Annotated in this window: 26 protein-coding genes; 13 read left to right on the plus strand and 13 right to left on the minus strand. The window is 52.3% G+C overall.

The window, feature by feature from the left end; translation table 11 throughout:
* Positions 1-95: 95 nt before the first annotated feature.
* From PVE98_RS02280 to PVE98_RS02305, 6 genes are all read left to right on the plus strand, one after another.
* Positions 96-521 carry a hypothetical protein gene (locus PVE98_RS02280; RefSeq protein ID WP_074185066.1) on the plus strand — a complete coding sequence of 142 codons (426 nt, stop codon included), beginning with the start codon at positions 96-98 and terminating at the stop codon, positions 519-521.
* A complete protein-coding gene (locus tag PVE98_RS02285; RefSeq protein ID WP_163368770.1) occupies positions 475-903 on the plus strand; it encodes a hypothetical protein in 429 nt (142 codons plus the stop codon). Before PVE98_RS02280 ends, PVE98_RS02285 begins: the two co-directional genes overlap by 47 nt.
* Positions 903-1,367, plus strand: coding sequence for a hypothetical protein (locus PVE98_RS02290; protein ID WP_109962969.1), 465 nt, complete (start codon positions 903-905; stop codon positions 1,365-1,367). Before PVE98_RS02285 ends, PVE98_RS02290 begins: the two co-directional genes overlap by 1 nt.
* Before the next feature lie 118 nt (positions 1,368-1,485).
* A complete protein-coding gene (locus tag PVE98_RS02295) occupies positions 1,486-2,745 on the plus strand; it encodes a primase-helicase family protein (protein WP_063215981.1) in 1,260 nt (419 codons plus the stop codon).
* A gap of 337 nt (positions 2,746-3,082) precedes the next feature.
* Positions 3,083-3,373: a hypothetical protein gene (locus PVE98_RS02300; protein ID WP_163368772.1), complete on the plus strand. Its 291-nt coding sequence runs from the start codon at positions 3,083-3,085 to the stop codon at positions 3,371-3,373.
* Between the two features lie 435 nt (positions 3,374-3,808).
* Positions 3,809-4,159 (plus strand): hypothetical protein, encoded by a 351-nt coding sequence (locus PVE98_RS02305; protein WP_063155294.1) that lies wholly within the window; start codon positions 3,809-3,811, stop codon positions 4,157-4,159.
* Positions 4,160-4,175: 16 nt separating this feature from the next.
* Here PVE98_RS02305 and PVE98_RS02310 read toward each other — a convergent pair whose 3' ends face one another.
* Positions 4,176-4,790, minus strand: coding sequence for a recombinase family protein (locus PVE98_RS02310; protein ID WP_163368774.1), 615 nt, complete (start codon positions 4,788-4,790; stop codon positions 4,176-4,178).
* Between the two features lie 256 nt (positions 4,791-5,046).
* Between PVE98_RS02310 and PVE98_RS02315 the strand changes: the two genes are divergently transcribed.
* The 3 genes from PVE98_RS02315 to PVE98_RS02325 all read left to right on the plus strand — a co-directional run bounded on the left by PVE98_RS02315 (position 5,047) and on the right by PVE98_RS02325 (position 10,002).
* Positions 5,047-6,780: an ATP-dependent endonuclease gene (locus tag PVE98_RS02315; RefSeq protein ID WP_105604600.1), complete on the plus strand. Its 1,734-nt coding sequence runs from the start codon at positions 5,047-5,049 to the stop codon at positions 6,778-6,780.
* On the plus strand, positions 6,777-8,195 hold the full coding sequence (locus PVE98_RS02320) for a UvrD-helicase domain-containing protein (protein WP_074143544.1): 1,419 nt from the start codon (positions 6,777-6,779) through the stop codon (positions 8,193-8,195). The genes PVE98_RS02315 and PVE98_RS02320 overlap by 4 nt, the downstream gene beginning before the upstream one ends.
* 382 nt (positions 8,196-8,577) lie before the next feature.
* A complete protein-coding gene (locus tag PVE98_RS02325; RefSeq protein WP_063155341.1) occupies positions 8,578-10,002 on the plus strand; it encodes a DNA cytosine methyltransferase in 1,425 nt (474 codons plus the stop codon).
* A 34-nt stretch (positions 10,003-10,036) separates the two neighbouring features.
* Here the strand turns inward: PVE98_RS02325 and PVE98_RS02330 are convergent, their stop codons facing one another.
* Complete coding sequence (locus tag PVE98_RS02330) at positions 10,037-11,245, minus strand: type II restriction endonuclease (protein ID WP_047351815.1); 1,209 nt, start codon at positions 11,243-11,245, stop codon at positions 10,037-10,039.
* A gap of 122 nt (positions 11,246-11,367) precedes the next feature.
* On the opposite strand from PVE98_RS02330, the gene PVE98_RS02335 reads away from it, so the two are divergent.
* Positions 11,368-11,700 (plus strand): hypothetical protein, encoded by a 333-nt coding sequence (locus PVE98_RS02335; RefSeq protein WP_333620424.1) that lies wholly within the window; start codon positions 11,368-11,370, stop codon positions 11,698-11,700.
* Between the two features lie 30 nt (positions 11,701-11,730).
* Positions 11,731-13,134 (plus strand): PLP-dependent aminotransferase family protein, encoded by a 1,404-nt coding sequence (locus PVE98_RS02340; RefSeq protein ID WP_096072105.1) that lies wholly within the window; start codon positions 11,731-11,733, stop codon positions 13,132-13,134.
* Here the strand turns inward: PVE98_RS02340 and PVE98_RS02345 are convergent.
* The 11 genes from PVE98_RS02345 to PVE98_RS02395 all read right to left on the minus strand — a co-directional run bounded on the left by PVE98_RS02345 (position 13,131) and on the right by PVE98_RS02395 (position 20,535).
* Entirely contained in the window at positions 13,131-13,613 is a 483-nt protein-coding gene (locus tag PVE98_RS02345) for a YlaC family protein (RefSeq protein ID WP_033754976.1), read from the minus strand. The two genes, PVE98_RS02340 and PVE98_RS02345, sit on opposite strands and share 4 nt — an antisense overlap.
* Positions 13,614-13,738: 125 nt before the next feature.
* A complete protein-coding gene (locus PVE98_RS02350) occupies positions 13,739-14,713 on the minus strand; it encodes a glutathione S-transferase family protein (RefSeq protein WP_096072104.1) in 975 nt (324 codons plus the stop codon).
* 75 nt (positions 14,714-14,788) lie between these two features.
* A complete protein-coding gene (locus tag PVE98_RS02355; RefSeq protein ID WP_033754981.1) occupies positions 14,789-15,202 on the minus strand; it encodes a DoxX family protein in 414 nt (137 codons plus the stop codon).
* Between the two features lie 208 nt (positions 15,203-15,410).
* Complete coding sequence (locus PVE98_RS02360) at positions 15,411-15,701, minus strand: YqjK-like family protein (RefSeq protein ID WP_048784370.1); 291 nt, start codon at positions 15,699-15,701, stop codon at positions 15,411-15,413.
* Positions 15,698-16,096: a phage holin family protein gene (locus PVE98_RS02365; protein ID WP_187143609.1), complete on the minus strand. Its 399-nt coding sequence runs from the start codon at positions 16,094-16,096 to the stop codon at positions 15,698-15,700. The genes PVE98_RS02360 and PVE98_RS02365 overlap by 4 nt, the downstream gene beginning before the upstream one ends.
* A gap of 2 nt (positions 16,097-16,098) precedes the next feature.
* A complete protein-coding gene (locus PVE98_RS02370; protein WP_033754991.1) occupies positions 16,099-16,404 on the minus strand; it encodes a YqjD family protein in 306 nt (101 codons plus the stop codon).
* A gap of 36 nt (positions 16,405-16,440) precedes the next feature.
* The gene (locus PVE98_RS02375) at positions 16,441-16,815 is read right to left on the minus strand and encodes a DUF1090 domain-containing protein (protein WP_033754994.1); all 375 of its coding nucleotides are present in this window, start codon (positions 16,813-16,815) and stop codon (positions 16,441-16,443) included.
* 178 nt (positions 16,816-16,993) lie between these two features.
* Positions 16,994-17,353, minus strand: coding sequence for an EnvZ/OmpR regulon moderator MzrA (mzrA, locus tag PVE98_RS02380; RefSeq protein ID WP_096072103.1), 360 nt, complete (start codon positions 17,351-17,353; stop codon positions 16,994-16,996).
* Positions 17,350-18,027: a DedA family protein gene (locus PVE98_RS02385; protein ID WP_033755000.1), complete on the minus strand. Its 678-nt coding sequence runs from the start codon at positions 18,025-18,027 to the stop codon at positions 17,350-17,352. The genes mzrA and PVE98_RS02385 overlap by 4 nt, the downstream gene beginning before the upstream one ends.
* A gap of 328 nt (positions 18,028-18,355) precedes the next feature.
* A complete protein-coding gene (gene exuR, locus PVE98_RS02390) occupies positions 18,356-19,123 on the minus strand; it encodes a transcriptional regulator ExuR (RefSeq protein ID WP_033755003.1) in 768 nt (255 codons plus the stop codon).
* 107 nt (positions 19,124-19,230) lie between these two features.
* On the minus strand, positions 19,231-20,535 hold the full coding sequence (locus PVE98_RS02395) for an MFS transporter (protein ID WP_033755298.1): 1,305 nt from the start codon (positions 20,533-20,535) through the stop codon (positions 19,231-19,233).
* Between the two features lie 378 nt (positions 20,536-20,913).
* Between PVE98_RS02395 and uxaC the strand changes: the two genes are divergently transcribed.
* Both uxaC and PVE98_RS02405 read left to right on the plus strand, forming a co-directional pair.
* A complete protein-coding gene (uxaC, locus tag PVE98_RS02400) occupies positions 20,914-22,329 on the plus strand; it encodes a glucuronate isomerase (protein ID WP_333620422.1) in 1,416 nt (471 codons plus the stop codon).
* 2 nt (positions 22,330-22,331) lie between these two features.
* Positions 22,332-23,780, plus strand: coding sequence for a tagaturonate reductase (locus PVE98_RS02405; protein WP_096072101.1), 1,449 nt, complete (start codon positions 22,332-22,334; stop codon positions 23,778-23,780).
* Positions 23,781-23,783: the final 3 nt, after the last annotated feature.

Below are 23,783 nucleotides of genomic sequence, written 5' to 3' on the forward strand. Positions count from 1 at the left end.
CATAAAATCCCGCAGGTGCCAGTTTCTGCCTCTTCTCCTTGGTAGGCTGGATCAATCCGCTTGCGGGTTTTTTATTACCATCAGGAAATCATTATTTGGAAAATAAAAACTTAGCGTCAATCGACGTAACGGACTCCGCACGTCTGCGCGGCAAGGTAGACCACACCACATGGCACGCGTGCAAATCGCGGCTGAAGATGGCAGGACTGCCGCAGACACCGAAGCGAATCGGCTTCCTTCTCTGGCTTGAATACCAGCAGCATCACGTCTTTACCTTCGAAGATTATGTGAACAAGTGGGGCTACAACAACGCCCACCTGCATCTTAATGAGTATGAAAAAAACGAGCTTATCCATCAACATGATGGCTATTTCCTAAGTCAAGCAGCTACCAGCTACGATAGCCCATTCCGCTGTAAGTGCTGCAAATCTATCAACCTGAACAAAATCCTAAAAGCAAAGGAGCGCATTATTAATGAAGCTAACTCAAGAACAAACAGCCCTCATCCAGCGTCTTTATGACGAACGTATCACGCAAGCGGAAAAAGTAGCATTGTCCGAAGTCAGCACCACCATCGTCTTCAACGAGGTGTTCCCGCTGGTCATCACTAAGGCGGCTACTTATCTGGACAACGGTTACATCCTCAATCCTCAAGCCTGCAACCATTATCAATCTTCGCCTTTCTTCGAGGTGAGCATGTTTAAACCGGAGATTCTGCTGGTACAGGAACGCCAGGAGGCTGTAGCGGCGGCATCTGAACGTCTGAAGTCTGATATCGCCGCAGAAGTGTTGGAAATCGTCCGTCAACAACGCCAGCGAAAGCAGGAAGCAGTAGCAGCCGAACAGTCAGCCAAAGACGCTATCACTACTGAACAAGCGATCTTCGCAGCATTCGAGGTGTGATGGTAGACGTACAATTTCAACAGTTCGCTATGCCGTCAGATTCCCGGCGGTTAGCCTCCCGGCAACGCCCGGCTTACAGAGAAATGATGTCCTCACTCCAGGATGGTAAAGACCCTATTACCGGCACCAGACTAAATTCTCCATGCATCGACCATGACCACGATACAGGGACATGTAGGTTGGTCCTCAATCGCTCAACAAACACGTTTGAGGGAAAGGTGCGAGCCTTCCTAATTCAGCAGGGTTGGAAGCCGCAGCAGTTCGCTCAGCCGTTATTTGATGCATGGTTGGGACGTAATGATGCAGTAACCACGCAACTTTATGAGTTCGCTCTGGAGATCTGGCACTACCTTAGCTGGGAACATTTCCTGAAGTACATCAGAAACCTCGGCGTTTATTACGGGACAGCATGGGCGTACTACGACCATTTGCTTTATGAAAAGCCTTCAACAACAGGAAACTAAGCCATGCAGTTAATCGTTCCAAAAGACATTGAACAATGGTTAGACGAAACGCGCGAACACCGTTCACGCGCAGCACAGATTATTAAACTTTTATACGACGCACAGGAGCACGATACCTATGATCCAAAAGACGACCACACACTCAGCCACACTTCCAGTTGAAGCCTTCTCGTTACACCTGCGTAGTCAAGGATACGCCCTGATTTCACTGCCTGGTGGAGTTAAGCTACGCAACATTAACACATGCACTGATCACGGTCTCGATTCCCTTGCAGTACATTACGCTCGTTTTTCAGGAGGCTCATGGAACCCACAATGGCAGTCAGTTGTATTTAGAACACTTCCATTCATCGCTCAAAGCATCTTCAATCCGGCGTTGCCGTCTGGCCTTTCTGAGGATGGGACACTGAACACATATCGCAGATTCTCCAGTGACAAGGCTCCAGTAGACATCCTTACACCATGGTTCGAATACTTAGTGAGGATGTTCCCGGATGAAACGGATCGCACCAACGTCTGCGCATGGTTAGCACACTGCTTCCAGCGTCCAGAAGAACGCCCAACATGGCATCTCGTGATCCCATCTGATACCGGAACGGGTAAAGGGTTCCTCTTTCAGCAAATACTGACACCACTGTTGGCGGGACAAACCAAACATTATTCGAGCTACGCTCAGCTGACCGAAAAACATAACGGCGCGTTAGCTGATAATCTGATAATTGTTTTCGATGATCCTCCGAAAGCAAGCCGCCGAGTTGCAGAATCACTGAAGTCTATACAGACCGAACCAACAGTGGACATTAGACCGTTATACGAGAATGCCCGTAAGGTAGCGACATACACGCGATTCATGACGTTTAGCAACAGTCCAACGCCAATAGAAGTGGACGATAACGACCGCCGCCACTATGCGACACACTTCATTAAGCACCAAGTGGATCACGATGAAACAGCAGCATTCATCGTACGCCTTAGCGACTGGTTAGAAGCTGGCGGGCTGGAGGCCATCTATCGTTGGTTCATGCAATACGATCTCAGTGACTTCAATCCATACCGACCACCACACAGCGCAGCGTTGGAACGGATGAAACAGGCAAGTGTCTCCCCGGCAGAGTCAGAAGCGGCAGTATTCACCGAAAGCCACCAAGTGTTCTCTTTCAATGCTTTTCGTGAAGGTTGTCCGGCATTCAGTCGGGACAATGAAGCAACGGATTGGCTAAGTAAACACGGTTATACCAGCGCAAGATTATTCACACTCACTCGATTTAAGGACACTCCATTAACAAAGGGTGCGCTTTGGTATCATTCTGACATGGATAAGGGACACGCACGTGAATGGTATCTGTCGAAATACTACCCTCAGATCGAAGCTGCATAACAGCCCTAATACGGCCCTGACAAAATAGAGCCGTACTATCCCAGCCCTTGGGAAATAAGGCCTAAACGGGGCAAGCGTCCCTAACGGCCCTAAATCTTTTTTTCTTATTCATTAAGACTGTGACAACCCAGTTGGAACATAACACGTGTCCAATCGTTCGTTATGCGTGGCACCTTGGCTAATGGCGAAGGTCGCCACCACGACGAAAACGCATGTTTGCTTAACAACTTCGTGTAAACGCGAAATTAAAAAAACTTATCTATCCCCTGATCCGAGGAATATCGGACAGGATTCATCATTCCCCAAATGGCGCAGCAGAGCGCCAGAGACTTTATCTATGGCAAGACAAAAAAACTCTGAAATTGATGCTCAGTTAAGAGCGTTGGGTGCGCCAACAGGCGCTATAAACGGTGTTTACAACGAATGGGAGGGATTGCCTTTCGTAGAGGTAGTTCCTGGTTTCTTGGTTTTGCAGCAGGATCTGAACGATGTAATCCTACCAGCAGAATCGCGTGAGCCGATTAATTACGATCTGGAAGAGTTCTATCTGAACTTGAGTGGAAACCGAGCGTGGCGCTGGCGTATTGAAGATGGGCGGTTTATTGCCTCCACAGGCACTTGTGATTGATAAAATGTACGGCAGGAGTGGCGTTTTCATCACATTGCTGTGCACTTACTCTGCATCATCGGTTTGAAAGGTTTTGGTATATGGACATTTTCCTTTGGTGACGTAGGTGAACAGATAAATGCTGCTCTGGTACGTACAGAGAGTCTTTCCACTCTCCGTCGTTTCCTGCTGAGGAGCGGACATTGTGATCTGTCCTGCTGCCGCCAACGGTGAAAATAGTAGCCCACATATCACCACCATTTCTCTTCTCACAACTTCCTCCCGTTGATTTCGTTATCAAAATCTATCCATTCATAACAACTGCACATAAATGTTATAGTTTCAATGTTGATCAATTTTATCGATCGATTCAATAGAAATTGATCGTTTTTGTCAATTAACAATTTTATAATGGCTCCCGATGAATTCTTAACTGACAACCAAAAAAGGAAGACCATGAAAAGATTGATTCTCACGGCGCTGATCATTCTCCCCTTCGCCTCAAGTGCAACCACATTCACCTGTAAGGCCATTCAGGAAGGGCAGATCGATTCTGGTAGCCAAAAATCTTCAGTCGAGACTCGCCTCGATGTGCAGGACAAAAGCATGAAGGTTAGCATGGGTGGTAAAACTTGGCGGCTGGGTTTCATTGGAGAGAAAAGTATTGCGAAGATGTATGCCACCCCTGACGGTGGAATAGCGGTCACTTATATTGACAACGGTAGTGATCCTGTTTTCGTTATGCGCCCAACTAACAACGACGGGCAGACCGCTATCTATACGCTTAGTTTGTGTTCTGAGGCTTAAAATTAGGCGTGAGCAATCACGCCATTTCCTTTTTGATGCGGTAAAAAGTGGCGCGTGATACGCCAGCCAGTTCCATCACTTTAGCGGGTTTGTGTCCTGCACTGAGTAATGATTTAACAACCTCCCTCGCTCTTTCATCCTTAGCCTTACCGACATACACACCCGCCTTTTTTGCTTTCTCGATACCTTGCTTTTGACGTGCACGACGAGTCTCATAATCCTGACGGGCCATGGTAGCCAGCATATCGATCAGCATGTTGTTAACTGCCGCCATGATGCCGTCCACTACAAGGGAAGATTTTTTCCCTTGAAGCATATTCCATGAGGTGGGCAAATCCACCACCACCAGCTTTAATCCCTTATCCTGAATGGTACGCTTCAAACTTTCCCATTGTGTGGCCTCCAGACGGCTCAGGCGGTCGATAGACTCTACCAGCAATAAATCCCCGTTATTAGCCTCATCAAGCAACAGAGATAGCTGAGGACGTTCAAGGGAAGCACCGGAAGCATTCTCGACATATTCCTTGCTGATAGCCCATCCACGTTCCCCTGCAAACTCACGCAACGCCGGGACAGCACGTGTGGAATCTTGTTCTCTGGTAGAGGCTCGTGCATAAATTAGGACGTTCATCATTTGTCTCTTTGAGGCTTCATTTCAATACTCAAAGTATACAGTATGGATGAAACGTTATCAATTCCCTACTATCGATACCCTAATGATACTAAATATCACGTTGTCAGTGAGGTATACCCTAAAGAGACCTCTAAGATGAAGGTAAGAAATTTGTGATTTGAGAGGGTAAACAGAATTGATGATTCTTTAGACGATAACTGAAAGCTGATACATTGATATTTCTAACTATAAAGTGTGAAAGGAAGTCAATCTCATGCCAAAGATTCGTCATATAGAGGTAGAGAATTTTCGGGTAATAAAAAAACTTTCGTGGTCACCATCCCCTGGTCTCAACTGTTTAATTGGTCCTGGCGACTCAGGCAAATCGACGATTCTTGATGCCATTGACCTTGCTCTTGGGGCAAGGAGATCTTACACATTTAATGATGCTGATTTCTATGGCTTAGATGTAACTAAAAAGATCACTATTTCTATAACGATCGGAATGCTTAATGATGAATTATTGAACTTTGAAAGATATGGGCCTTTTTTAAGATCATTTAATTCTGAAACATGTGAAATTCATGATGAACCACATCTGGACTATGAACCTGTATTAACGTTAAAACTTGTTGTTGAGAGTGATTTAGAACCAGATTGGCGGCTCTATTCATTAAGAGCAGATGTTGACGGAGTTGAGCGTCGTCTTCCATGGAAACATCGTGAGATGATTTCTCCATCAAGATTAGGTGTTACTCCTTACAATAATCTCGCATGGGGTAGTCGATCAGTGCTTAACAAACTTTCGGAGGAGAGGTTTGATGTCACATCTGTCTTAACACAATTATCACGACAGACTCGTAATGCGTTTGCTGCTAATCCGATAGAAGGTTTGGATAAAGTTCTTGAAGACGTAAAATCAATAGGTAACAAATTGGGCGTGCCTTTAGGAGAGCTTAAGGCATTATTAGACGTTAATGGAATTACCTTGTCTAACGGAGCTATTAGTCTGCATGGTAGCGATGGGACTCCTTTGCGGCAGTTAGGTACTGGATCCTCCCGGTTACTTATTAGCGGTATACAGAAAGCTACGAGTCAGTCAACAATGTTACTGGTTGATGAGGCCGAGTATGGGCTGGAACCATACAGAATATCAAGGCTCCTTAACGAATTAGGGGCGAAAGAAGAGAACCCATTACAACAAGTATTTTTAACTACTCATTCACCATATGTTTTGCGAGAATTACAGTCAAAACAATTGCATGTTATAAGAAAAAAACCTCCCCTGCATCAGGCCGATGGTATATCTCATAATATTCTCAGCTTAGGTGGTGGTGATGATCAGCAGGCGACGCTGAGAGCTTGTGCTGAGGCATTTTTTAGTAAAAAGGTAATAGTTGGTGAAGGTGCTACTGAAGTCGGAATTATTCGAGGATTAGAATTATATTGTCAAGATATCAATCACGAAGGCTTTCTATCTAAAGGTGTTTTTTGCACTGACGGGAACGGCGGAAGTAATTATTTTGTTCGTGCTGAGATTTTCTCAAGTCTCGGTTATCCTACGGCAATCCTTAAGGATTCAGATATTCAAGATGCCGCACATGCGGGCCAAACAGCGCAATGTATTGCAAAAGGTGTAAGGATTTATGAGTGGGGGCATGGTTTATCAACAGAGGGTGCCATTTTTTATTGGTGTGATATTACGCTTATTCCTAAGCTAATCAACCTTGCTATAGAACTTAATGGTCGACAAGAGGTTGCCCAGCATATTGAAAACAAGTCAGCTAATCAGTTTAAATTGGAGAATTGTTTAAACCAGCCGGAAGAAAGAATGCGCATGGCCTTATATCAGGCAGCAGGAAGCTATAAGTGGTTTAAAAATATAGCGAAATCTGAAGAGTTATCACGAAAATATATTGGACCAAACTTCAAAACTTTTAAAAATGAGTTCCAAATTGTACTGAATGGAATTTATCAGTGGGCTTGTGAAGAAGGCCATCAGCAATGAATATAAACCAAATACTTACTTCTGAACGTGGGTCTGTTGTAGCTCCCGCTGGATGCGGTAAAACACAGCTAATCGTTGCCGCTTTAAATAATCCACACAGTAAACCTATTTTGGTTCTAACTCATACAACTGCTGGGGTTGCAGCCCTTAAGAAGAGACTTAGGAAATTTAAAATAGCAAACCAAAATTTTGTGGTAACAACTATCGATGGTTGGGCATTACGAGTTGCTCACAATTTTGCTGCATCTTGCCCCATGCACTCGTCGGCAGAAAGCCCTAAGCTATTTTATCCCGAGATGCGGCGGGTTGTTAACACATTCATTGCTTCTGGTGCTCTGTCTAAAATTCTTAAAGCATCGTACTCACGACTTTATGTTGATGAGTATCAAGACTGTAATATGGATCAGCACCAGTTAATCGTTTCACTTTCCAACCAATTACCGACAGTAGTTTTTGGTGATCCTATGCAATGTATCTTTGATTTTAGTGGTGCAATGCCTGACTGGGTGTCTGAGGTTGAGCAACAGTTTCCATTGTTAGGAACCCTAACGACACCTTGGCGATGGAATAATGCCAATTCTCCAATATTGGGAGAATGGATTCTTCAGGCTCGTGAAATTTTAATGTCTGGAGAAAAGGTCGATTTGAGTTCTTGCCCCCAGCACATTTTTTGGCATCCCCTTAGTGGAGATTATCAAACTGATCGTTCCAGCAATTACAAAGTCGAACGATCGATATTAGAACTCTATCCTAATGACAGCTTATTAGTCATTGGAGCGTCTATGGATGAACAATCTCGTCACAGTTATGCTCAGGGAAATCCCCGTATAGATGTTGTTGAACAGGTCCAACTTTCGGGAATTATAACGGCAGCTCAAGAATTTGACGAAAAGAAAGGAAAATCACTTGCTGATTCAATCGTAGATAATGTATCTAAAATGATTACGAATGTTGATGCAGCAGTAACTAAGCGCCGTATTGATACCATTCTAAACGGTCGTAATGAAAAACCGGCTACAGAATGCGAACAAGCATTATGTGATGTTGTAAATTCCAATTCACGGTCAAGTATTTTATCTGCTCTTCTGCAATTGGAAAAGAATGACGGGGCACGTGTTTATCGTAAAGCAGCCTTTAAAGCCTTAAAAGATACAATATCTATGTCTATTGGTAGTCCACAGAAAAGTATGTTTGAGTCAGCTTCTATCATTCGCGAGCGTTTACGACAAGTAGGAGATAATCGAATACCAAAAAGGGCAATAGGTTCCACGTTACTATTGAAAGGGCTTGAAGCAGACCATTGTTTGATCCTTAATGCTCAAGGCCGTGGAATGAACGCGAGGCATCTTTACGTTGCTCTTTCAAGAGGGGCAAAGTCAGTCAGTGTTTTTTCTACACACCAATATATAGGATGATTAAGCGATTGATTAGACAAGCCTAAAAATATTGAATCTTTAACTAATAAATTGATTTTAAAAGATAAATTGCATGCTCATTGGAAGGGAGTGATTAATTGCCTACTGATATTCGGCGGAGATGCCAGTGAGTAAGGCGGAGCTCTTTTGAACGGTGCTTAACTCTTTAAGCATTGGCGCGGTAAACCAGTTACTAACCTAAGTTTTTGTTAGTATCTTTTTGATATTAAATAATTTTTAGTCTTGCGTGCAGTGTCATTGGAGACAGATTTCAAGTATTGATAGAAAAAATGTAAAACACTGTTTAAATAAACAGTAATAAAATTTCCATCTGGGTTAAATGAGTGATAGAGTGTCACTCATGAGACCCATTGGAGGCATTATGTCAGAATTTGAATTACTGGCGCAGGATCTTCTTGAAAAAGTAGAAGCAGAAGAAAAGCAGCGACAGGAAAATGATAGAAAACTCATTGAGCAGGTACTGGAAATCTATGATCAAAAGTATGTGGCTGAGCTCTTAAGAAAAGTTGGCAAAAACGATTGGAGCCGGGAAACGCTTAACCGCTGGATCAATGATAAATGTTCCCCCAAGTCATTGAGCTCAGCCGAAGAGGCACTTCTTCGAAAAATGCTTCCGGAACCGCCAGCAAATCATCCAGAGTACGCGTTTCGTTTCGTTGACCTTTTTGCCGGGATTGGCGGGATTCGTAAGGGATTCGAAGCGATCGGGGGCCAGTGTGTCTTTACAAGCGAATGGAATAAACAAGCGGTACGCACCTATAAAGCTAACTGGTTTAATGACGAGCAAGCGCATACATTTAATCTCGATATCCGAGAAGTCACCCTTAGTGACAAGCCAGAGGTATCAGAGACAGATGCTTATGCCTACATCGACGAACATGTTCCAGACCATGATGTGCTTCTGGCTGGCTTCCCTTGCCAGCCCTTCAGCCTTGCGGGAGTGAGTAAGAAAAATTCGCTGGGTCGCGCACATGGTTTTGAGTGTGAGGCTCAAGGAACACTTTTCTTTGATGTGGCACGCATTATCCGGGCAAAAAAACCAGCCATTTTTGTGCTTGAGAACGTCAAAAACCTGAAAAGCCATGACAAAGGTAAAACCTTTAAGGTCATCATGGAAACGCTTGACGAGTTGGGTTATGAAGTTGCCGATGCAAATGACATGGGGAAAAGTGATCCTAAAGTCATAGATGGTAAGCGTTTTCTTCCTCAGCATCGTGAACGTATCGTTCTGGTGGGTTTCCGTCGCGACCTGAATATTCACAATGGCTTTACCCTCCGCGATGTCAGTCGATTTTATCCCGAACAACGTCCATCCTTTGGAGAGCTACTGGAACCAGTGGTTGATAGCAAATATATCCTCACGCCTAAACTCTGGGAGTACCTTTACAACTATGCTAAAAAGCATGCAGCTAAGGGCAACGGTTTTGGTTTTGGTCTCGTTAACCCCGAAGATAAAGAAAGCGTGGCCCGCACACTTTCTGCTCGTTACCATAAAGATGGATCCGAGATTCTGATAGACCGTGGCTGGGATATGGCAGTAGGTGAAGTCGATTTTGCGAATGCTGAAAACCAAGCTCGCCGCCCACGTAGACTGACTCCCCGCGAGTGCGCACGCCTCATGGGCTTTGAAACGCCAGACGGCAAGCCTTTCCGGATTCCGGTTTCTGACACTCAATCATATCGTCAGTTCGGTAATTCCGTTGTGGTCCCTGTCTTTGAAGCAGTAGCCAGACTACTGGAGCCTTACATTCTCAAGGCTATTTCTGCCAAGCCTGATAAGACATAACGGATACTCCCGGCTTCCACATGCCGGGAGCTTCTTATGGCAGTTCTGCGTAAAGCCCTGTGAGCTCAGCGATAAAAGCCCCCAGCGTCATTAGTTCACCTCTCACCGCTTCCGGATATTTCCTGTGTAATGATGATGGTACAACCAGTTTTACCCCTGCATCTCGCATTTCACTATGCTGAGCCTGAGAAACTCCCTCCTGTAGAGTGAAAAGGTGTATCTGCCTAATTTTATCCGCCTCGTTTAGTATCTGACGCCAACGGTCTTTGCATGTTGTCTTCACGGCTAACATACGGAGATTTTCTTCGGGATATCCGATATCGTGGTAAGCCTCAGCAGATGGGAACAGAAAGTCAGGTTTTTTATTGCCCTCAGTTACTGCTTGCGTGGCAAAGTGTCGTAGACCATGCTCAACGAAAAGATGTTCAAGATGTAGCTCAAGTGACTTTCCCGCTCTTGATTTTCGGCGATTACTGACGGAATTTGCCAGTGCAATGAACTCATCGACTGAGCCAAACCCCTTACGAATGATGTCCAGTACGTGAAACTCTTCTACCAGAAGAAAAATGTCGTACTCTATACGGCGTCGATCGATCAACTGTTCGTCTGGGTCATTGGAGTTTTTTGCGTAGTGCCCGCCAGCATACTGGATAATTTCACTACCTGATGGGAACTGCTGCTTCCAGGCGTCAGGTATATTGTATTTATGATTCACTGGGACATGTTGTAGAGACAATCCCCCCAGAATTTCACTGGATGGCCCAAATAAAAGCGTCCCAGGGATGACTTCCCCTATAACGGACTCAATAATATTCTCTTCATCAGGATTGACGCAGACCCATATGTTCACCTCTGAACTATCACCGCCTTGCTCATCCTGCTTGAAGGCCAGAAGCGTAAGGGCTCCTGTATTTTCAGGATCTTGGAGTGGGCTTCCTCTTCCCCAGCGAGTGATTCTTCTCTCATTCCGGGTCCCGCCAAAAAAACGATTATTGTAATAGATAGCCCGAGCCTCGCTGTCCGGATACTCATGTGATGAAACATGCGCGGTAAGAAAAACAGACGGGTTCAGTTCTTGGGTATTGTTGATGGAAGGAAGTAGTTTTTCAGCGATGTCGGAAGAAATATATAGTCCTACCTGATGTCCACCTGTTGCGCCAGTATCATTGGCAGACAATCGTTTGATATAGAGAAAGTAATTGTCACCAGCTATCCTGAGCAGCCAGTCCTGAAAAACCGACATAAGCATCCCTCTGTTGTCTGAAAGTTCGAAGCTCAATTTTTCCACAGAAACGCAAGGGGAGCCAGCAAACTTTCCTTGATTAATTAAGTGAATAAGTGCAGGTGTGACTATCACGGAGCTAAATGCATATGAACACCCCAGGATGGATGCATCCCCAGCTCTTGGCATTTGATCCCTTGCAAGCAGATCGGCGTATCGTACACTTCAAATGGGATACAGAATGGGATACATTGTGGGCTACAACCCGCATTCCACCGCTTCTGGTGCTTGATTGCATGGGATACAAAGCTGACTTATCGGTCAGTTTCGACTTTTCAGGTGAAAACCCCGCGCAAGCGGGGTTTTTGCTTTCTGCTATTTGTTGCACGCCGGGCGCTTTGTCGCTTATCTCAATCCCGCCGCATTTCACGCTTCCTCGCGGTCAGACGACGCCACTGCGGTTCCCGCCATGCTAAACTGCGCCCCGGCAACGAAAGGAGCAGCCCGTGGCGAAATATCAGCAACTGACGGATGAGATTCAGCAGCAGATCGAGGCGGGCATCTGGCCGCCGGGCACAAAGCTGCCGTCGCTGCGTCAGCAGGTGGCGCAGCACGGGCTGAGCCTGATGACGGTGATGCACGCCTACGAGGTGCTAGAGAGCCAAGGCTGGATCGTCTCGCGGCCGCAGTCCGGCTACTACGTCGCGCCGCGCGCGCTGCAAACCGCGCAGGCGCAGGTGGCGCTCAGCGAGCAGGTCGATATCAACGACTTTGTCTTCGACGTGCTACAGGCGATCCGCGACCCGGCGATTGTCCCGTTTGGCTCCGCTTTTCCCGATCCCGAACTCTTCCCCCAGCGTCAGCTGATGCGCTCGCTGACCAACGTCTCCCATCAGCTGACGCCGCTTGACGCGCTTAACAATCTTCCGCCAGGCAACGCCGCGCTGCGACAGATGCTGGCGCAGCGCTACGCGCGGCAGGGCATCACGCTGTCGCCGGATGAAATCGTCATCACCAACGGCGCGCTGGAAGCGCTCAATCTCAGCCTGCAGGCGCTGACCGAACCCGGCGACTACGTGGTCATCGAACAGCCGACCTTCTATGGCGCGCTACAGGCGATCGAGCGGCTCAAGCTCAAAGCGCTCGCGGTGCCGAGCGACGCGCAGCACGGCATCGATATGCAGCAGCTGGAAGAGACGCTGCAGCGCTGGCCGGTAAAAGCGTGCTGGCTGATGACCACGCTGCAAAATCCGCTCGGCGTGACGCTCTCGCCCGCGCGCAAAGCGCAGCTGGTGGCGCTGCTGGCGCGCTATCAGGTGCCGCTGATCGAGGATGACGTTTACGCCGAACTCTGGACGGGCGCTGAGGCGCCGCATCCGGCTAAATACTGGGATCGCGGCGGCGACGTGCTGCACTGCGGCTCTTTTTCCAAATGTCTGGTGGCGGGGTTCCGCGTGGGCTGGGTCGCGGCGGGGCAGCACGCGCAGCGTATCCAGCGGCTGCAGCTGATGAGCACGCTCTCCACCAGCGCGCCGATGCAGCTGGCGCTGGCGGACTTCCTCGCCACGCGCCGCTACGATACCCATTTGAAAAAACTGCGGCAGACGCTGGCGCGACGCAAAGAGTGGGTGCGCGAGGCGCTCTGCCGGGCGCTGCCGGCGGACGCCAGCGTAAGCGATTTGCCGGGCGGCTTCTTTTTGTGGGTGACGCTGCCGCGCGGCTATGACACCACGCAGCTCTATCAGCAGGCGTTGCAGCAGGGGATCAGCATCGCGCCGGGGCGGCTGTTTTCAGCGGGCGAGGAGTTTACCCACTGTTTTCGTATTAACGCCGCCTGGCCGTGGGATACGCGCGCCGAGGCAGCGGTCGAGACGCTGGGCAGGCTGATTGCCGACCAGCGGAGCGGTTAAACCTGCGCCGCCTGCTGGTGTCCCCAGGTCAGATAGTAAACATCATAGAAATCCACTTCGCCTTTCTGCCGCAGCAGGCGATGAATGCCGCTTTTCACCTCTTCCGGTGCGTCCGGCAAATTCAGGATCTTTTTTACGCCGCCTTCAGAGACCGGCTGCACGTAATACCACTCGCCGTTATAGCAGACGCGCAGATCCAGCGCGTCGATATCCTCGAAGCGATATTTCGGGTTGATATCCAGCAGCATCAGAAAGCTCATCACCAGCACGAACAGGGTAGCGAACCAGAAGGCGGGCCAGCCCAGCATCTCGGTGGAGAAGATCAGCGCCACGCACAGGCCGTAGCAGAGATACATCAGCGCCCAAAGGCCAGGGTGGGTTTTCAGAAAAGAGAAGCTAAAACGCGGCCGGTTATCGCGGCGCTCTTCACGATTAAGCGTCGCGATTTCGTCGATTAAGATTTGTTTAATGGCGTCCATTGTTCACCTCACCGTTATTTTTCTGCTCAGTAGAACAGATAACAGTTAGCCGGGGCAGACACAGAAACACGCAGAATTTTTATAACAGTTGAGGCGCGCCGTCCCGGTAAGAACGGCGCGCGCGTTTAGCCGCGCCCGTGCGGCTCATCCCAGTCAAACGCCGGTCCCAGCGAAATCACGCCGTTCGGGTTGATGGTTTTATGGCTCACGTAATAGTGGTGGCGGATATGCGGCAGGTTCACCGTCTCGGCGATACCCGGCATCTGGTAGATATCGCGCAGGAAACCGCTCAAGTTGAGATAGTCGCCGATACGGTGGCGATCGCACTTAAAATGCGTAACGTAGACCGGATCGAAACGCACCAGCGTGGTCCAGAGACGCAAATCCGCCTCGGTGAGCTGGTCGCCGGTCAGATAGCGGTGCTGCCCCAGAATCTGCTCGAGGCGCGACAGCGAATGGAACAGCGCGGTCACCGACTCGTCATAGGCCGCCTGCGAGGTCGCGAAGCCCGACTTATAGACGCCGTTGTTGACCGTGTCGTAAATCCAGCCGTTCAGCTCGTCGATCTTTTCACGCAGGGCGGGCGGATAGTAATCCCCGGCGCGCGCGCCGACGGCGTCGAAGGCGCTGTTGAACATGCGGATGATATCCGCCGATTCGTTGCTGACGATGGTGCCCTGCTGCTTGTCCCACAGCACCGGCACGGTCACGCGTCCGGTGTAGTGCGGATCGGCATGCAGATAAAGCTGATAGAGAAATTCGTTCTGATAAAGCTTGTCGCCGGTGGCGTCAGGAAAATTGTCGTCGAACGTCCAGCCGTTCTCCAGCATCAGCGGATGCACCACGGAGACGTCAATCATCGACTCCAGTCCTTTGAGCTGACGCATCAGCAGCGTGCGGTGCGCCCAGGGACAGGCGAGAGAAACATACAGATGATAGCGATCGCGTTCGGCCTTAAAGCCCGCGTCGCCCGTCGGACCGGCGCTGCCGTCTGCGGTCACCCAGTTGCGCCAGACCGCTTCAGTGCGCTTAAAGCGTCCGCCGGTTGATTTGGTGTCGTACCAGGTGTCGTGCCAGACACCGTCAATCAGTTGGCCCATATCGCCTCCAATGCAAACAGGGCGAGGAGTATCCTCGCCCTGCTAAGTATATGTGGCATTACGCCAGATGTGTGCTTAACGCAGCGCCGCAGCTGGCGCAGATTTCTTACGCAGCAGGCTGTCGATGCTGTACGCGCCCGGACCGACCAGGCCCAGCACCAGGAAACCACCCGCGATAGAGAGGTTCTTCATAAACATCAGCTGGTTGACGCCTTCCGCGAAGTTGCTGTGGAACAGGAACGCCGTCAGGATGGTGAAGCCGGCGGTAAACAGCGCGGTAAAGCGGGTCAGGAAGCCGAACAGAATCGCCAGGCCGCCGCCAAACTCCAGCAGGATCACCAGCGGCAGCATAAAGCCCGGCACGCCCATCGCTTCCATATACTGCTGCGTGCCCGCATAGCCGGTAATTTTGCCCCAGCCGGCCGTGATAAACAGGATTGGCATTAAAATACGCGCCAGCAGCAGACCAGTATCTTCGAATTTTTTCATCATTAACTCCAGGCTAGATTGTCGGCAGGGCAGTCGCGCCTGCGTTAGATAATTCCCAGCGAAAGGCGGCGTTGCCGTTTGCTGAGCTGATAGCTGGAGATAATAGTCGCGCAGGGGAAAGGTTGTAAGCGAGATATTCTGTAGGTGTTATTCAGGAAATCTGATGAAGCGAAGCCGGCGATTTCGCACCGGCTGAATGCAGAGGGGTTTAGCGCTGCGGCAGAGCCGATTTCAGCATACGCCAGGTGCTCCAGACGCCGAATCCGCGCTTGAGCAGGCGCATAAACTTATTCGGGCTGCGCACCGACCAGATAGCTAATGCGCTGCTGCCGATGGCCAGATAGCGCCGCATGCTGAGAAACGTCAGCCAGCCGCGATCGTACTGCGCCGTGCTCAGCAGGAAGTCGCGGCGGCTGGCGCTCAGGTCAAGCCGCTGCTGCTGTATTTCGCCGATTAAGTCATGAATGCGCGCTTCACGCTCCAGTTTGCTGCGGCTCATACGCGGTCATCCTCCAGCAGCTTGCGATCGGTCTCCAGCTCTTTGCGGGTGTGATGCAGCAGCGTGGACTGACGCGATTTGCGCAGGCTCCACAGGCCGAAAATAATCGCCAGAAGAAAGAGAACGCCGGTAGTGATGCCGATCGCCATCAGGCGATACTGTGCGTCGACGGCCCAGATAATCAACACCATCAGGCTCATCAGCCCGAATGCGGTAAACAGCATGGTCAGGCCAACCATCAGCAGCAGCTGAATCAGGTTAGCCTTTTCCGCTTCCAGCTCGACCACCGCCAGCCGTACGCGGGTCTCGACCATGCTGACCAGCGTAGTAACGATGCGCTGACCAATGTTGATGACCCCTTTGCCGGGGCCGTGGCTCTGCTGTGAATCCGCCATAATTAACGCCGTGAAATCAGCATGCCGATCGCCACGCCGATTGCCGCACCGATGCCAACGCCATGCCAGGGATTATCACGCACGTAGCCGTCCGCTTTCTGCGCGGCTTCACGCGTGGTCTGTGCCAGATATTCGCCAGAATCGCCCAGCTTCTCGCGCGAGCTATCGAGCGCGACGCGCGCTTTCTGACGCAGCTTATCCAGTTCGCCTTTGGACTTATCCGTTGTGCTGCTCAGCACCTCTTCCAGAGTGTCCGCCAGATTCTTTAACTCAGCACGCAAATGTTCTGATGAAGTGTCTTTTGACATGTAATGTTCCTTTTAGCTTCAGTGGTTGAGTCCGGGTTAATAAGGCTCCGCCTGTAACTTTTTCAGCTCCTGGCGTGCTTCTTCCAGTTTACGTTCACGTTTGGCGATTTTTTCCTTATCGTCGCCATCCTGACGCTCCTCTTTCAGCTCGCGCTCGCGCTCTGCGACTTTCTCTCGCTGCGCCTTGATGCGCGCCTGGTGAGACGCTTTCAGTTTATTGTCGCTACAGTTAGCGCGCACTTCGGTCAGAGCGCGCTCCAGTCCGTTAACGCGACGCTGATTGTTATGCTGTTTCGCCATCGCAATTTCATGCTGAATATCCTGCTCTTTCTGCTGACAGAGCGATTCCGCCGCCATCAGCGAACCTGAGAGAGAAAACAGCGCGAGGCCAAGAAGTAATTGATGTTTCATCAGGCTTATTACCTTCCTTTGTTGTTGACCTGCCGCGAGCGGACAGCGTCATCTCCTGGCGTGTCAGATAGCTGAGCTATTCACTAAGCATAGACAGCGCCTGCAAAAAGTTCAAAAAAGACGGGGGGATACGGATTATTCTGTTGCCGCCCTGCCAGCGCAGGACGGCAATGTCGAGTCAGGAGATATTTAGCGTTGTCGAGGCGGCGGAAGCGGAGTCGGGATGTCTGGCGACCACAAAGCCGTCCGGCAGCAGGCGGCGCAGCACTTTTTGCGCGGCGAGGCTCTGCTCTTCGTTCTCGAAATGAATAATCAGCGCATCGCCCGACGGGGTAATGCTTTTAATGCGGATGCCCTGCGCCGTCAGCTGCTGATAGAGGTAAAACCCGTCCGGCAGCGGGCCGCCGGCATGGGATACGCGGATCTGCACTACGCTTTCGTGCCGCAGCAGCGTCGGCGTCAGGCAGATCGCCAGCAGCAGCACGGCGATAGTCAGCCAGGGCAGCATGCGGCGGGGGACAGGGCCATAAATTTTCATGACTCGCCCTTGCCGTTTTGATTCGCCTGGCGTTTGCGCCACAGCACCACCAGCGATCCAACCAGGCCAATTACCAGCAGCACCAGCGGCAGCAGCATCAGGCAGAACATCAGCTCATCTTCATAGCGGCGGAAAATGGGCGTCTTGCCCAGCGCAAAGCCGAACACGGTCAGAATCAGCACCCAGAGCAGCGCGCTGACCCAGTTAAAAAACTGGAAGCGGGCGTTATTCAGCCCGGATAAACCGGCAATGGTCGGCAGCAGAGTGCGCACGAAAGCGATAAATCGGCCAATCAGCAGGGCCGACAGCCCGTGACGATGAAACAGGCTGTGCGCGCGGGCGTGATACTGCGCGGGAAGATGAGAGAGCCATTTCTGCACCGTCGGCGTGTTGCCGAGCCAGCGGCCCTGGATATAGCTGACCCAGCAGCCGAGGCTGGCGCCGGTGGTCAGCACCAGTACGGTGAGCGGAAAGCTCATGGTGCCTTTGGCGATCAGCACGCCCACCAGAATCAGCAGGCTGTCGCCTGGCAGAAAGGCGGCGGGCAACAGGCCATTCTCCAGAAAAAGGATCAAGAAGAGCACGCCGTAAATGGCCCAGACCAGCGTCGGATCGGAGAGGGTTTCGTAGTCCTGTTGCCACAACGCCTGCAGCAACGCTTGCAAAATATCCATCAATCATTCCTGAACATCATTGTTTAACGCGTCTTAAAAGACATAAGCGCAGACCGGCGGTTGGTTATCTGTTTTAGGAGCGCAGTCTGTGCAGAGTTTTCCGGATCCTTCCAGAATAGATTGTTAAATCAGCGAATTTTTAAACCCTGTCGCAAAGGGTAAGAAAGGGTCGATAACTGTAACAAAAATCACAGGTTTGAGACAGGGGAATGTGCCCGCCGAACAGGAGTTTTACCTGCTGACGCGGTCCGCCAAAAGGAGCTTTACACGACCTGACACTATTGCAGATTAACTGACTTTCCTGCGTGAAAACGCAGCAGAATCAAGGTTAATTGCTTGCGCCGTCCGGCAGGATGACGGGATTTTCGGCAAACATGTAACGATCCACATTAAATTCAAAGTCATCGGCGGTCGCGTTAAACAGCATCTGCTTAGTATTTTCCAGATGTTGCCACATCGCCAGTTTGCAGGCGGCAGGATCTTTGCGCATCAGCGCTTTGAGGATTTGATCGTGGTCGTCGCACCAGCTGAGGATGCTGCGCTGGTCGATATGCTCGTGGAGTTTGAGCCAGTAGGGATTGTGCAGGCGATGCAGCCACATTTTTTCGACGATGGCCGCCAGCGCGCTGTTTTGGGTGGATTGTGCAATACGCACGTGAAACTGCATGTCCCATTGGGAGTCGCGAAAGTGGTCTTCCTGACGCGCCTTTTCCTGAATCGCCATCAGTTCGATAATGTCCTGACGCGTCACCTGCGTCGCAGCAAACTCGGCGACGTTGCTCTCAATCAGCTGGCGCGCCTGCAGCAGTTCAAACGGGCCAAAGCTGGCGAATTCGAGCTGGCTGGAGGTCATCACTCGATTCTGCTGCTGACTGGCGATAACGTGAATACCTGAACCTTTGCGCACCTCAACGTAGCCTTCTACCTCCAGCATAATGATCGCCTCGCGCACCACGGTGCGGCTGACGTTCATCTCTTCCGCGATCAGGCGTTCCGCAGGTAGCTTGTCTCCCACCGGGTAAATGCCTGTTTCAATACGGCTTTTCAGATCGCTGGCGAGCTGTTGATAAAGTCGACGAGGTTCGGTCAGTTCCATAGCGCATTCTCGTGTCGCAAATAAAGTTGTTATACCACTTTGCGGCCGTTAAATAAAAGGTCCCGCGCAAGGATGGCGCGGGACGCTTTGCTCTTCGGTCAGCGCTGCTAGCCGCGTACCGGCGCGGCCTGCGGCGGCGTTATCTCTTTTTCCAGCTCCGAGACGGGCTTATTACGCAGCACCGTCCAGATCACCACCGCGCCCAGCAGATCGAACACCGCCAGCGCGGCGAACAGCGGGCTGAAGCCCAGCGTATCGGCCAGCGCGCCGACCACCAGCGCGAACATGGTGCTGGCTGTCCAGGCCGCCATGCCGGTCAGACCGTTGGCGGTCGCGACTTCGTTACGGCCAAAAACGTCGGAAGAGAGGGTGATCAGCGCGCCGGAGAGCGCCTGATGGGCGAAGCCGCCGACGCAGAGCAGGCCGATAGCGACGTAAGGGCTGGTGAAAAGACCGATGGTGCCGGGGCCGATCATCAGCACCGCGCCCATGGTGACCACCAGCTTGCGCGACACGATCAGGTTCACGCCGAACCAGCGCTGAAACAGCGGCGGCAGATAACCGCCGAGAATGCAGCCGAGGTCGGCGAACAGCATCGGCATCCAGGCAAACAGCGCGATCTCTTTCAGGTTAAAGCCATAAACCTTAAACATAAACAGCGGGATCCAGGCGTTGAAGGTGCCCCAGGCCGGTTCCGCCAGAAAGCGCGGCAGCGCGATGCCCCAGAACTGGCGGTTGCGCAGGATCTGACGCGCCGTCATTTTTTTGGTATTGCCGGTCTGATGCTGCGCTTCCTGACCGGAAATAATGTACTGACGCTCTTCTTCGCTGAGTTTGGTCTGCTGCTTGGGGTGTTTATAAAAGATCAGCCAGCAGATCGCCCAGAGCAGGCTCAGCACGCCGGTAATGATAAACGCCATCTGCCAGCTGTGCGCCACGATCGCCCACACGACCAGCGGCGGCGCCAGCATGGCGCCGATAGAAGAGCCGACGTTGAAGTAGCCCACGGCGACGGAACGCTCTTTAGCCGGGAACCACTCGCTGCTCGCCTTCAGGCCCGCCGGGATCATCGCTGCTTCCGCCGCACCCACCGCGCCGCGCGCCAGCGCGAATCCGCCCCAGCTGCCGGCCATCGCCGTCGCGGCGCAGAAGATCGCCCACAGCACGGCGAATACGGCATAGCCGACTTTGGTGCCGAGCAGGTCGAGCACATAGCCGGCGACCGGCTGCATAACGGTATAACAGGCGGAGTAGGCCGCCACGATGTAGGAGTACTGTTGGGTGGTGATATGCAAATCGGTTTGGAGCGTCGGCGCGGCGACGGCGATGGTATTACGGGTGAGATAACCCAGCACGGTGCCCAGCGTCACCAGCCCGATCATATACCAGCGTAGCCCTTTAATCTTACGCATCATTTACCTCTTCCAGTGTTCTGTCTGCGGTCTTGCCGCTGTTGTTATCTGGAGCGGGACAACCGTGAGCCGACTTAATCTCACGCCCGCAGGTCGCGCAAAAGCGACCCTGTGTTTACCTTGCCATTACGGAGCGAGAGCGTAACTTGTTATACAACTTTAAAAGTTGAGAGCCATCACAAAAGCCCCTTTTGCAATGTGGGATACTTTAAACCTGCGTAATGACAGCCAGTTAGCACGCTGCGGAGAGCAAAAACGTCCATGAGCTCAGTGAATAGCTGCTGTTTATGTGAGCGAGATCTCAAAGAATTCTGTGGCTGGTGAAAATTGGTATGATAACTTTGAGCGCATTAAGGCTCTATCCAAGAGGAAGCAAGTATGTCGCGTTTTATGACCGAGGATTTTTTGCTGGATACCGAATTTGCCCGTCGTCTTTATCATGACTACGCAAAGGATCAGCCGATTTTCGACTATCACTGCCATCTTCCCCCGCAGCAGATTGCCGAAAATTACCGCTTTGCCAACCTCTATGACATCTGGCTGAAAGGCGATCACTACAAGTGGCGCGCCATGCGCGCTAACGGCGTGTCGGAGGCCTTCTGCACCGGCGACGCCAGCGATCGCGAAAAATTCGACGCCTGGGCGCGCACCGTGCCGCACACCATCGGCAATCCGCTTTACCACTGGACGCACCTTGAGCTGCGTCGTCCTTTCGGCATTACCGACACCTTGCTCTCTGAAAAAACCGCCGACAGCATCTGGGAGCGCTGCAACGCGCTGCTGGCGCAGGATGATTTTACCGCGCGCGGCATCATGCAGCAGATGAACGTGAAAATGGTCGGCACCACCGACGATCCGCTGGATGATCTGCAGCACCACCGTGCGCTGGCGCAGGACGGCAGCTTCGGCGTCAAGGTGCTGCCGAGCTGGCGTCCGGATAAAGCTTTTAATATCGAAGCGGAAAGTTTCCTGCCGTGGATTGAGAAGCTGGAGTCGCTGACCGACGTCAGCGTGCGTCGCTTCGACGATCTGCGCCGCGCGCTCAGCAAGCGTCTCGACTACTTCGCCGAGCACGGCTGCAAAGTGTCGGACCACGCGCTCGACGTGGTGCTCTACGCCGAAGCGGACGATGCGACGCTGGACGCCATCCTGGCTGGCCGCCGCGCCGGCAAGGCGCCGGACGGGCAGGCGATCGCGCAGTTCAAAACCGCCGTGCTGGTGTGGCTGGGCGGCGAATATGCGCGTCGCGGCTGGGTGCAGCAGTACCATATCGGCGCGCTGCGCAACACCAACCGCCGCCAGTTCGAACTGCTGGGGCCGGACGTCGGCTTCGACTCGATTAACGATCAGCCGCTGGCGGAACCGCTGGCGAAGCTGCTGGGCGCGCAAAATCTGCATAACGCGCTGCCGAAAACCATCCTCTACTGCCTGAACCCGCGCGACAACGAAGTGCTGGCGACCATGGCGGGCAACTTCCAGGGCGAAGGCGAGGCGGGCAAAATGCAGTTCGGCTCCGCCTGGTGGTTCAACGATCAGCTCGACGGCATGCAGCGCCAGATGACGCAGCTGGCGCAGATCGGCCTGCTCAACCGCTTTGTCGGCATGCTGACCGACAGCCGCAGCTTCCTCTCCTATACGCGCCACGAATATTTCCGCCGCCTGCTGTGCCAGATGATCGGCCGCTGGGTCGAGAACGGCGAAGCGCCGGGCGACGAGGCGCTGCTGGGCCAGATGGTGCAAAACATCTGCTTCAATAACGCGCGCGACTACTTTGGCATCGAGCTGGGAGCCTGATCATGCAGCGGCTAAACCGTCACGACTTTCCCGGCGCGACCTACAGCGAGCGCGTCATCCAGTTCGGCGAAGGCAACTTTCTGCGCGCCTTTATCGACTGGCAGCTCGACTGGCTGAACCAGCACCAGGGCACCGACGCGGGCGTGGTGGTGGTGCGGCCGCGCAACCGGGCCGTCAGCGACAGCCTGAATCAGCAGGACGGGCTCTATACCACGCTGATCCGCGGGCTTAACGATCAGGGCGAGCGCGTCAGCGAAACGCGCCTGATCCGCAGCCTGAATCGCGAAATCCAGCCTTACGTCCAGCACGAGGATTTTCTGGCGCTGGCGCACGCGCCGCAGATGCGCTTCGTCTTCTCCAACACCACCGAAGCGGGCATCGCTTTTGTCGATGACGATCGCCTGACGGATGCACCCGCATCCAGCTTTCCCGGCAAGCTGACGCAGCTGCTGTGGACGCGCTTTGAGCACTTTAACGGCGCTGAAGACAAAGGCTGGCTGATTGTGCCCTGCGAGCTGATCGACCATAACGGCGACGCGCTGCGCGAGCTGGTGCTGCGCTATGCGCGCCACTGGCAGCTGCCGGAAAGCTTCGCCGCCTGGGTGTCGCAGCACTGCGTGTTCTACAACACGCTGGTGGATCGCATCGTGACCGGTTTCCCGCAGGAGAGCGAGGCGCTCGCCGCTCAGCTCGGCTATGAAGATCGTTTTCTGGTGGCGGGCGAGGTCTACTACCAGTTCATTCTGCAGGGGCCGCGCGCGCTGTTCGACGAGCTGAAGCTCGATGCGCTGGCGCCGCAGGTGCGGCGGGTGGATGACATCGCGCCGTGGAAGGCGCAGAAAGTAGCGATCCTCAACGGTGCCCACACCGCGATGGTGCCGGTGGCGTTTCAGGCCGGTCTGGAGAGCGTCGGCGAGGCGATGGCGGATCCGGCCATTGCAGGCTTCGTCGATCGCCTGCTGCGCGAGGAGATCATTCCCACGCTCGATCTGCCGCGCAGCGAGCTGCACGCTTTCGCCGACGCGGTCGAGCGACGTTTCCGTAACCCTTTTATCCGCCATGCGCTGCTCTCGATCGCGCTCAACGGCATGACCAAGTTCCGCACTCGCCTGCTGACGCCGCTGCTGGCGTCGCACGCGCAGAGCGGCGTCTGGCCGCCGCGTCTGACCTTTGCGCTGGCGGCGCTGATCGCCTTCTATCGCGGCGCATCGGCGGAAAAAAGCTGGCCGCTGCAGGATGACGCGCACTGGCTGGCGCGCTTTGAAAAAAACTGGCAGGCCCTTAATAACGACCAGATCTCCCCAGAACAGCTGGTGCGCGAGGTGTTAAGCGACGCGCAGCACTGGGGCGAAGATTTGACCCGGCAGCCTCAGCTGGCGGCCGAGGTCAGCCGACACCTGCAAAATATCATCGTCCACGGCATGCGTGAGGCGTTGAGCACACTGGGATAAAGC

The sequence above is a fragment of the Pantoea sp. GABEPS69 genome, assembly GCF_045780835.1.
GTDB lineage: Bacteria > Pseudomonadota > Gammaproteobacteria > Enterobacterales > Enterobacteriaceae > Pantoea > Pantoea septica.

Coding starts and splice junctions, on each gene's coding strand:
- PVE98_RS02315 (WP_105604600.1), top strand. CDS start 5,047: ATGCCAAAGATTCGTCATATAGAGGTAGAGAATTTTCGGGTAATAAAA.
- PVE98_RS02335 (WP_333620424.1), top strand. CDS start 11,368: ATGCATATGAACACCCCAGGATGGATGCATCCCCAGCTCTTGGCATTT.
- PVE98_RS02395 (WP_033755298.1), bottom strand. CDS start 20,535: ATGCGTAAGATTAAAGGGCTACGCTGGTATATGATCGGGCTGGTGACG.
- PVE98_RS02365 (WP_187143609.1), bottom strand. CDS start 16,096: ATGGCGGATTCACAGCAGAGCCACGGCCCCGGCAAAGGGGTCATCAAC.
- PVE98_RS02370 (WP_033754991.1), bottom strand. CDS start 16,404: ATGTCAAAAGACACTTCATCAGAACATTTGCGTGCTGAGTTAAAGAAT.
- PVE98_RS02355 (WP_033754981.1), bottom strand. CDS start 15,202: ATGAAAAAATTCGAAGATACTGGTCTGCTGCTGGCGCGTATTTTAATG.
- uxaC (WP_333620422.1), top strand. CDS start 20,914: ATGTCGCGTTTTATGACCGAGGATTTTTTGCTGGATACCGAATTTGCC.
- PVE98_RS02305 (WP_063155294.1), top strand. CDS start 3,809: ATGAAAAGATTGATTCTCACGGCGCTGATCATTCTCCCCTTCGCCTCA.
- PVE98_RS02360 (WP_048784370.1), bottom strand. CDS start 15,701: ATGAGCCGCAGCAAACTGGAGCGTGAAGCGCGCATTCATGACTTAATC.
- PVE98_RS02295 (WP_063215981.1), top strand. CDS start 1,486: ATGATCCAAAAGACGACCACACACTCAGCCACACTTCCAGTTGAAGCC.
- PVE98_RS02320 (WP_074143544.1), top strand. CDS start 6,777: ATGAATATAAACCAAATACTTACTTCTGAACGTGGGTCTGTTGTAGCT.
- PVE98_RS02330 (WP_047351815.1), bottom strand. CDS start 11,245: ATGTCGGTTTTTCAGGACTGGCTGCTCAGGATAGCTGGTGACAATTAC.
- PVE98_RS02285 (WP_163368770.1), top strand. CDS start 475: ATGAAGCTAACTCAAGAACAAACAGCCCTCATCCAGCGTCTTTATGAC.
- PVE98_RS02300 (WP_163368772.1), top strand. CDS start 3,083: ATGGCAAGACAAAAAAACTCTGAAATTGATGCTCAGTTAAGAGCGTTG.
- PVE98_RS02310 (WP_163368774.1), bottom strand. CDS start 4,790: ATGAACGTCCTAATTTATGCACGAGCCTCTACCAGAGAACAAGATTCC.
- PVE98_RS02290 (WP_109962969.1), top strand. CDS start 903: ATGGTAGACGTACAATTTCAACAGTTCGCTATGCCGTCAGATTCCCGG.
- PVE98_RS02375 (WP_033754994.1), bottom strand. CDS start 16,815: ATGAAACATCAATTACTTCTTGGCCTCGCGCTGTTTTCTCTCTCAGGT.
- mzrA (WP_096072103.1), bottom strand. CDS start 17,353: ATGAAAATTTATGGCCCTGTCCCCCGCCGCATGCTGCCCTGGCTGACT.
- PVE98_RS02405 (WP_096072101.1), top strand. CDS start 22,332: ATGCAGCGGCTAAACCGTCACGACTTTCCCGGCGCGACCTACAGCGAG.
- exuR (WP_033755003.1), bottom strand. CDS start 19,123: ATGGAACTGACCGAACCTCGTCGACTTTATCAACAGCTCGCCAGCGAT.
- PVE98_RS02325 (WP_063155341.1), top strand. CDS start 8,578: ATGTCAGAATTTGAATTACTGGCGCAGGATCTTCTTGAAAAAGTAGAA.
- PVE98_RS02385 (WP_033755000.1), bottom strand. CDS start 18,027: ATGGATATTTTGCAAGCGTTGCTGCAGGCGTTGTGGCAACAGGACTAC.
- PVE98_RS02350 (WP_096072104.1), bottom strand. CDS start 14,713: ATGGGCCAACTGATTGACGGTGTCTGGCACGACACCTGGTACGACACC.
- PVE98_RS02345 (WP_033754976.1), bottom strand. CDS start 13,613: ATGGACGCCATTAAACAAATCTTAATCGACGAAATCGCGACGCTTAAT.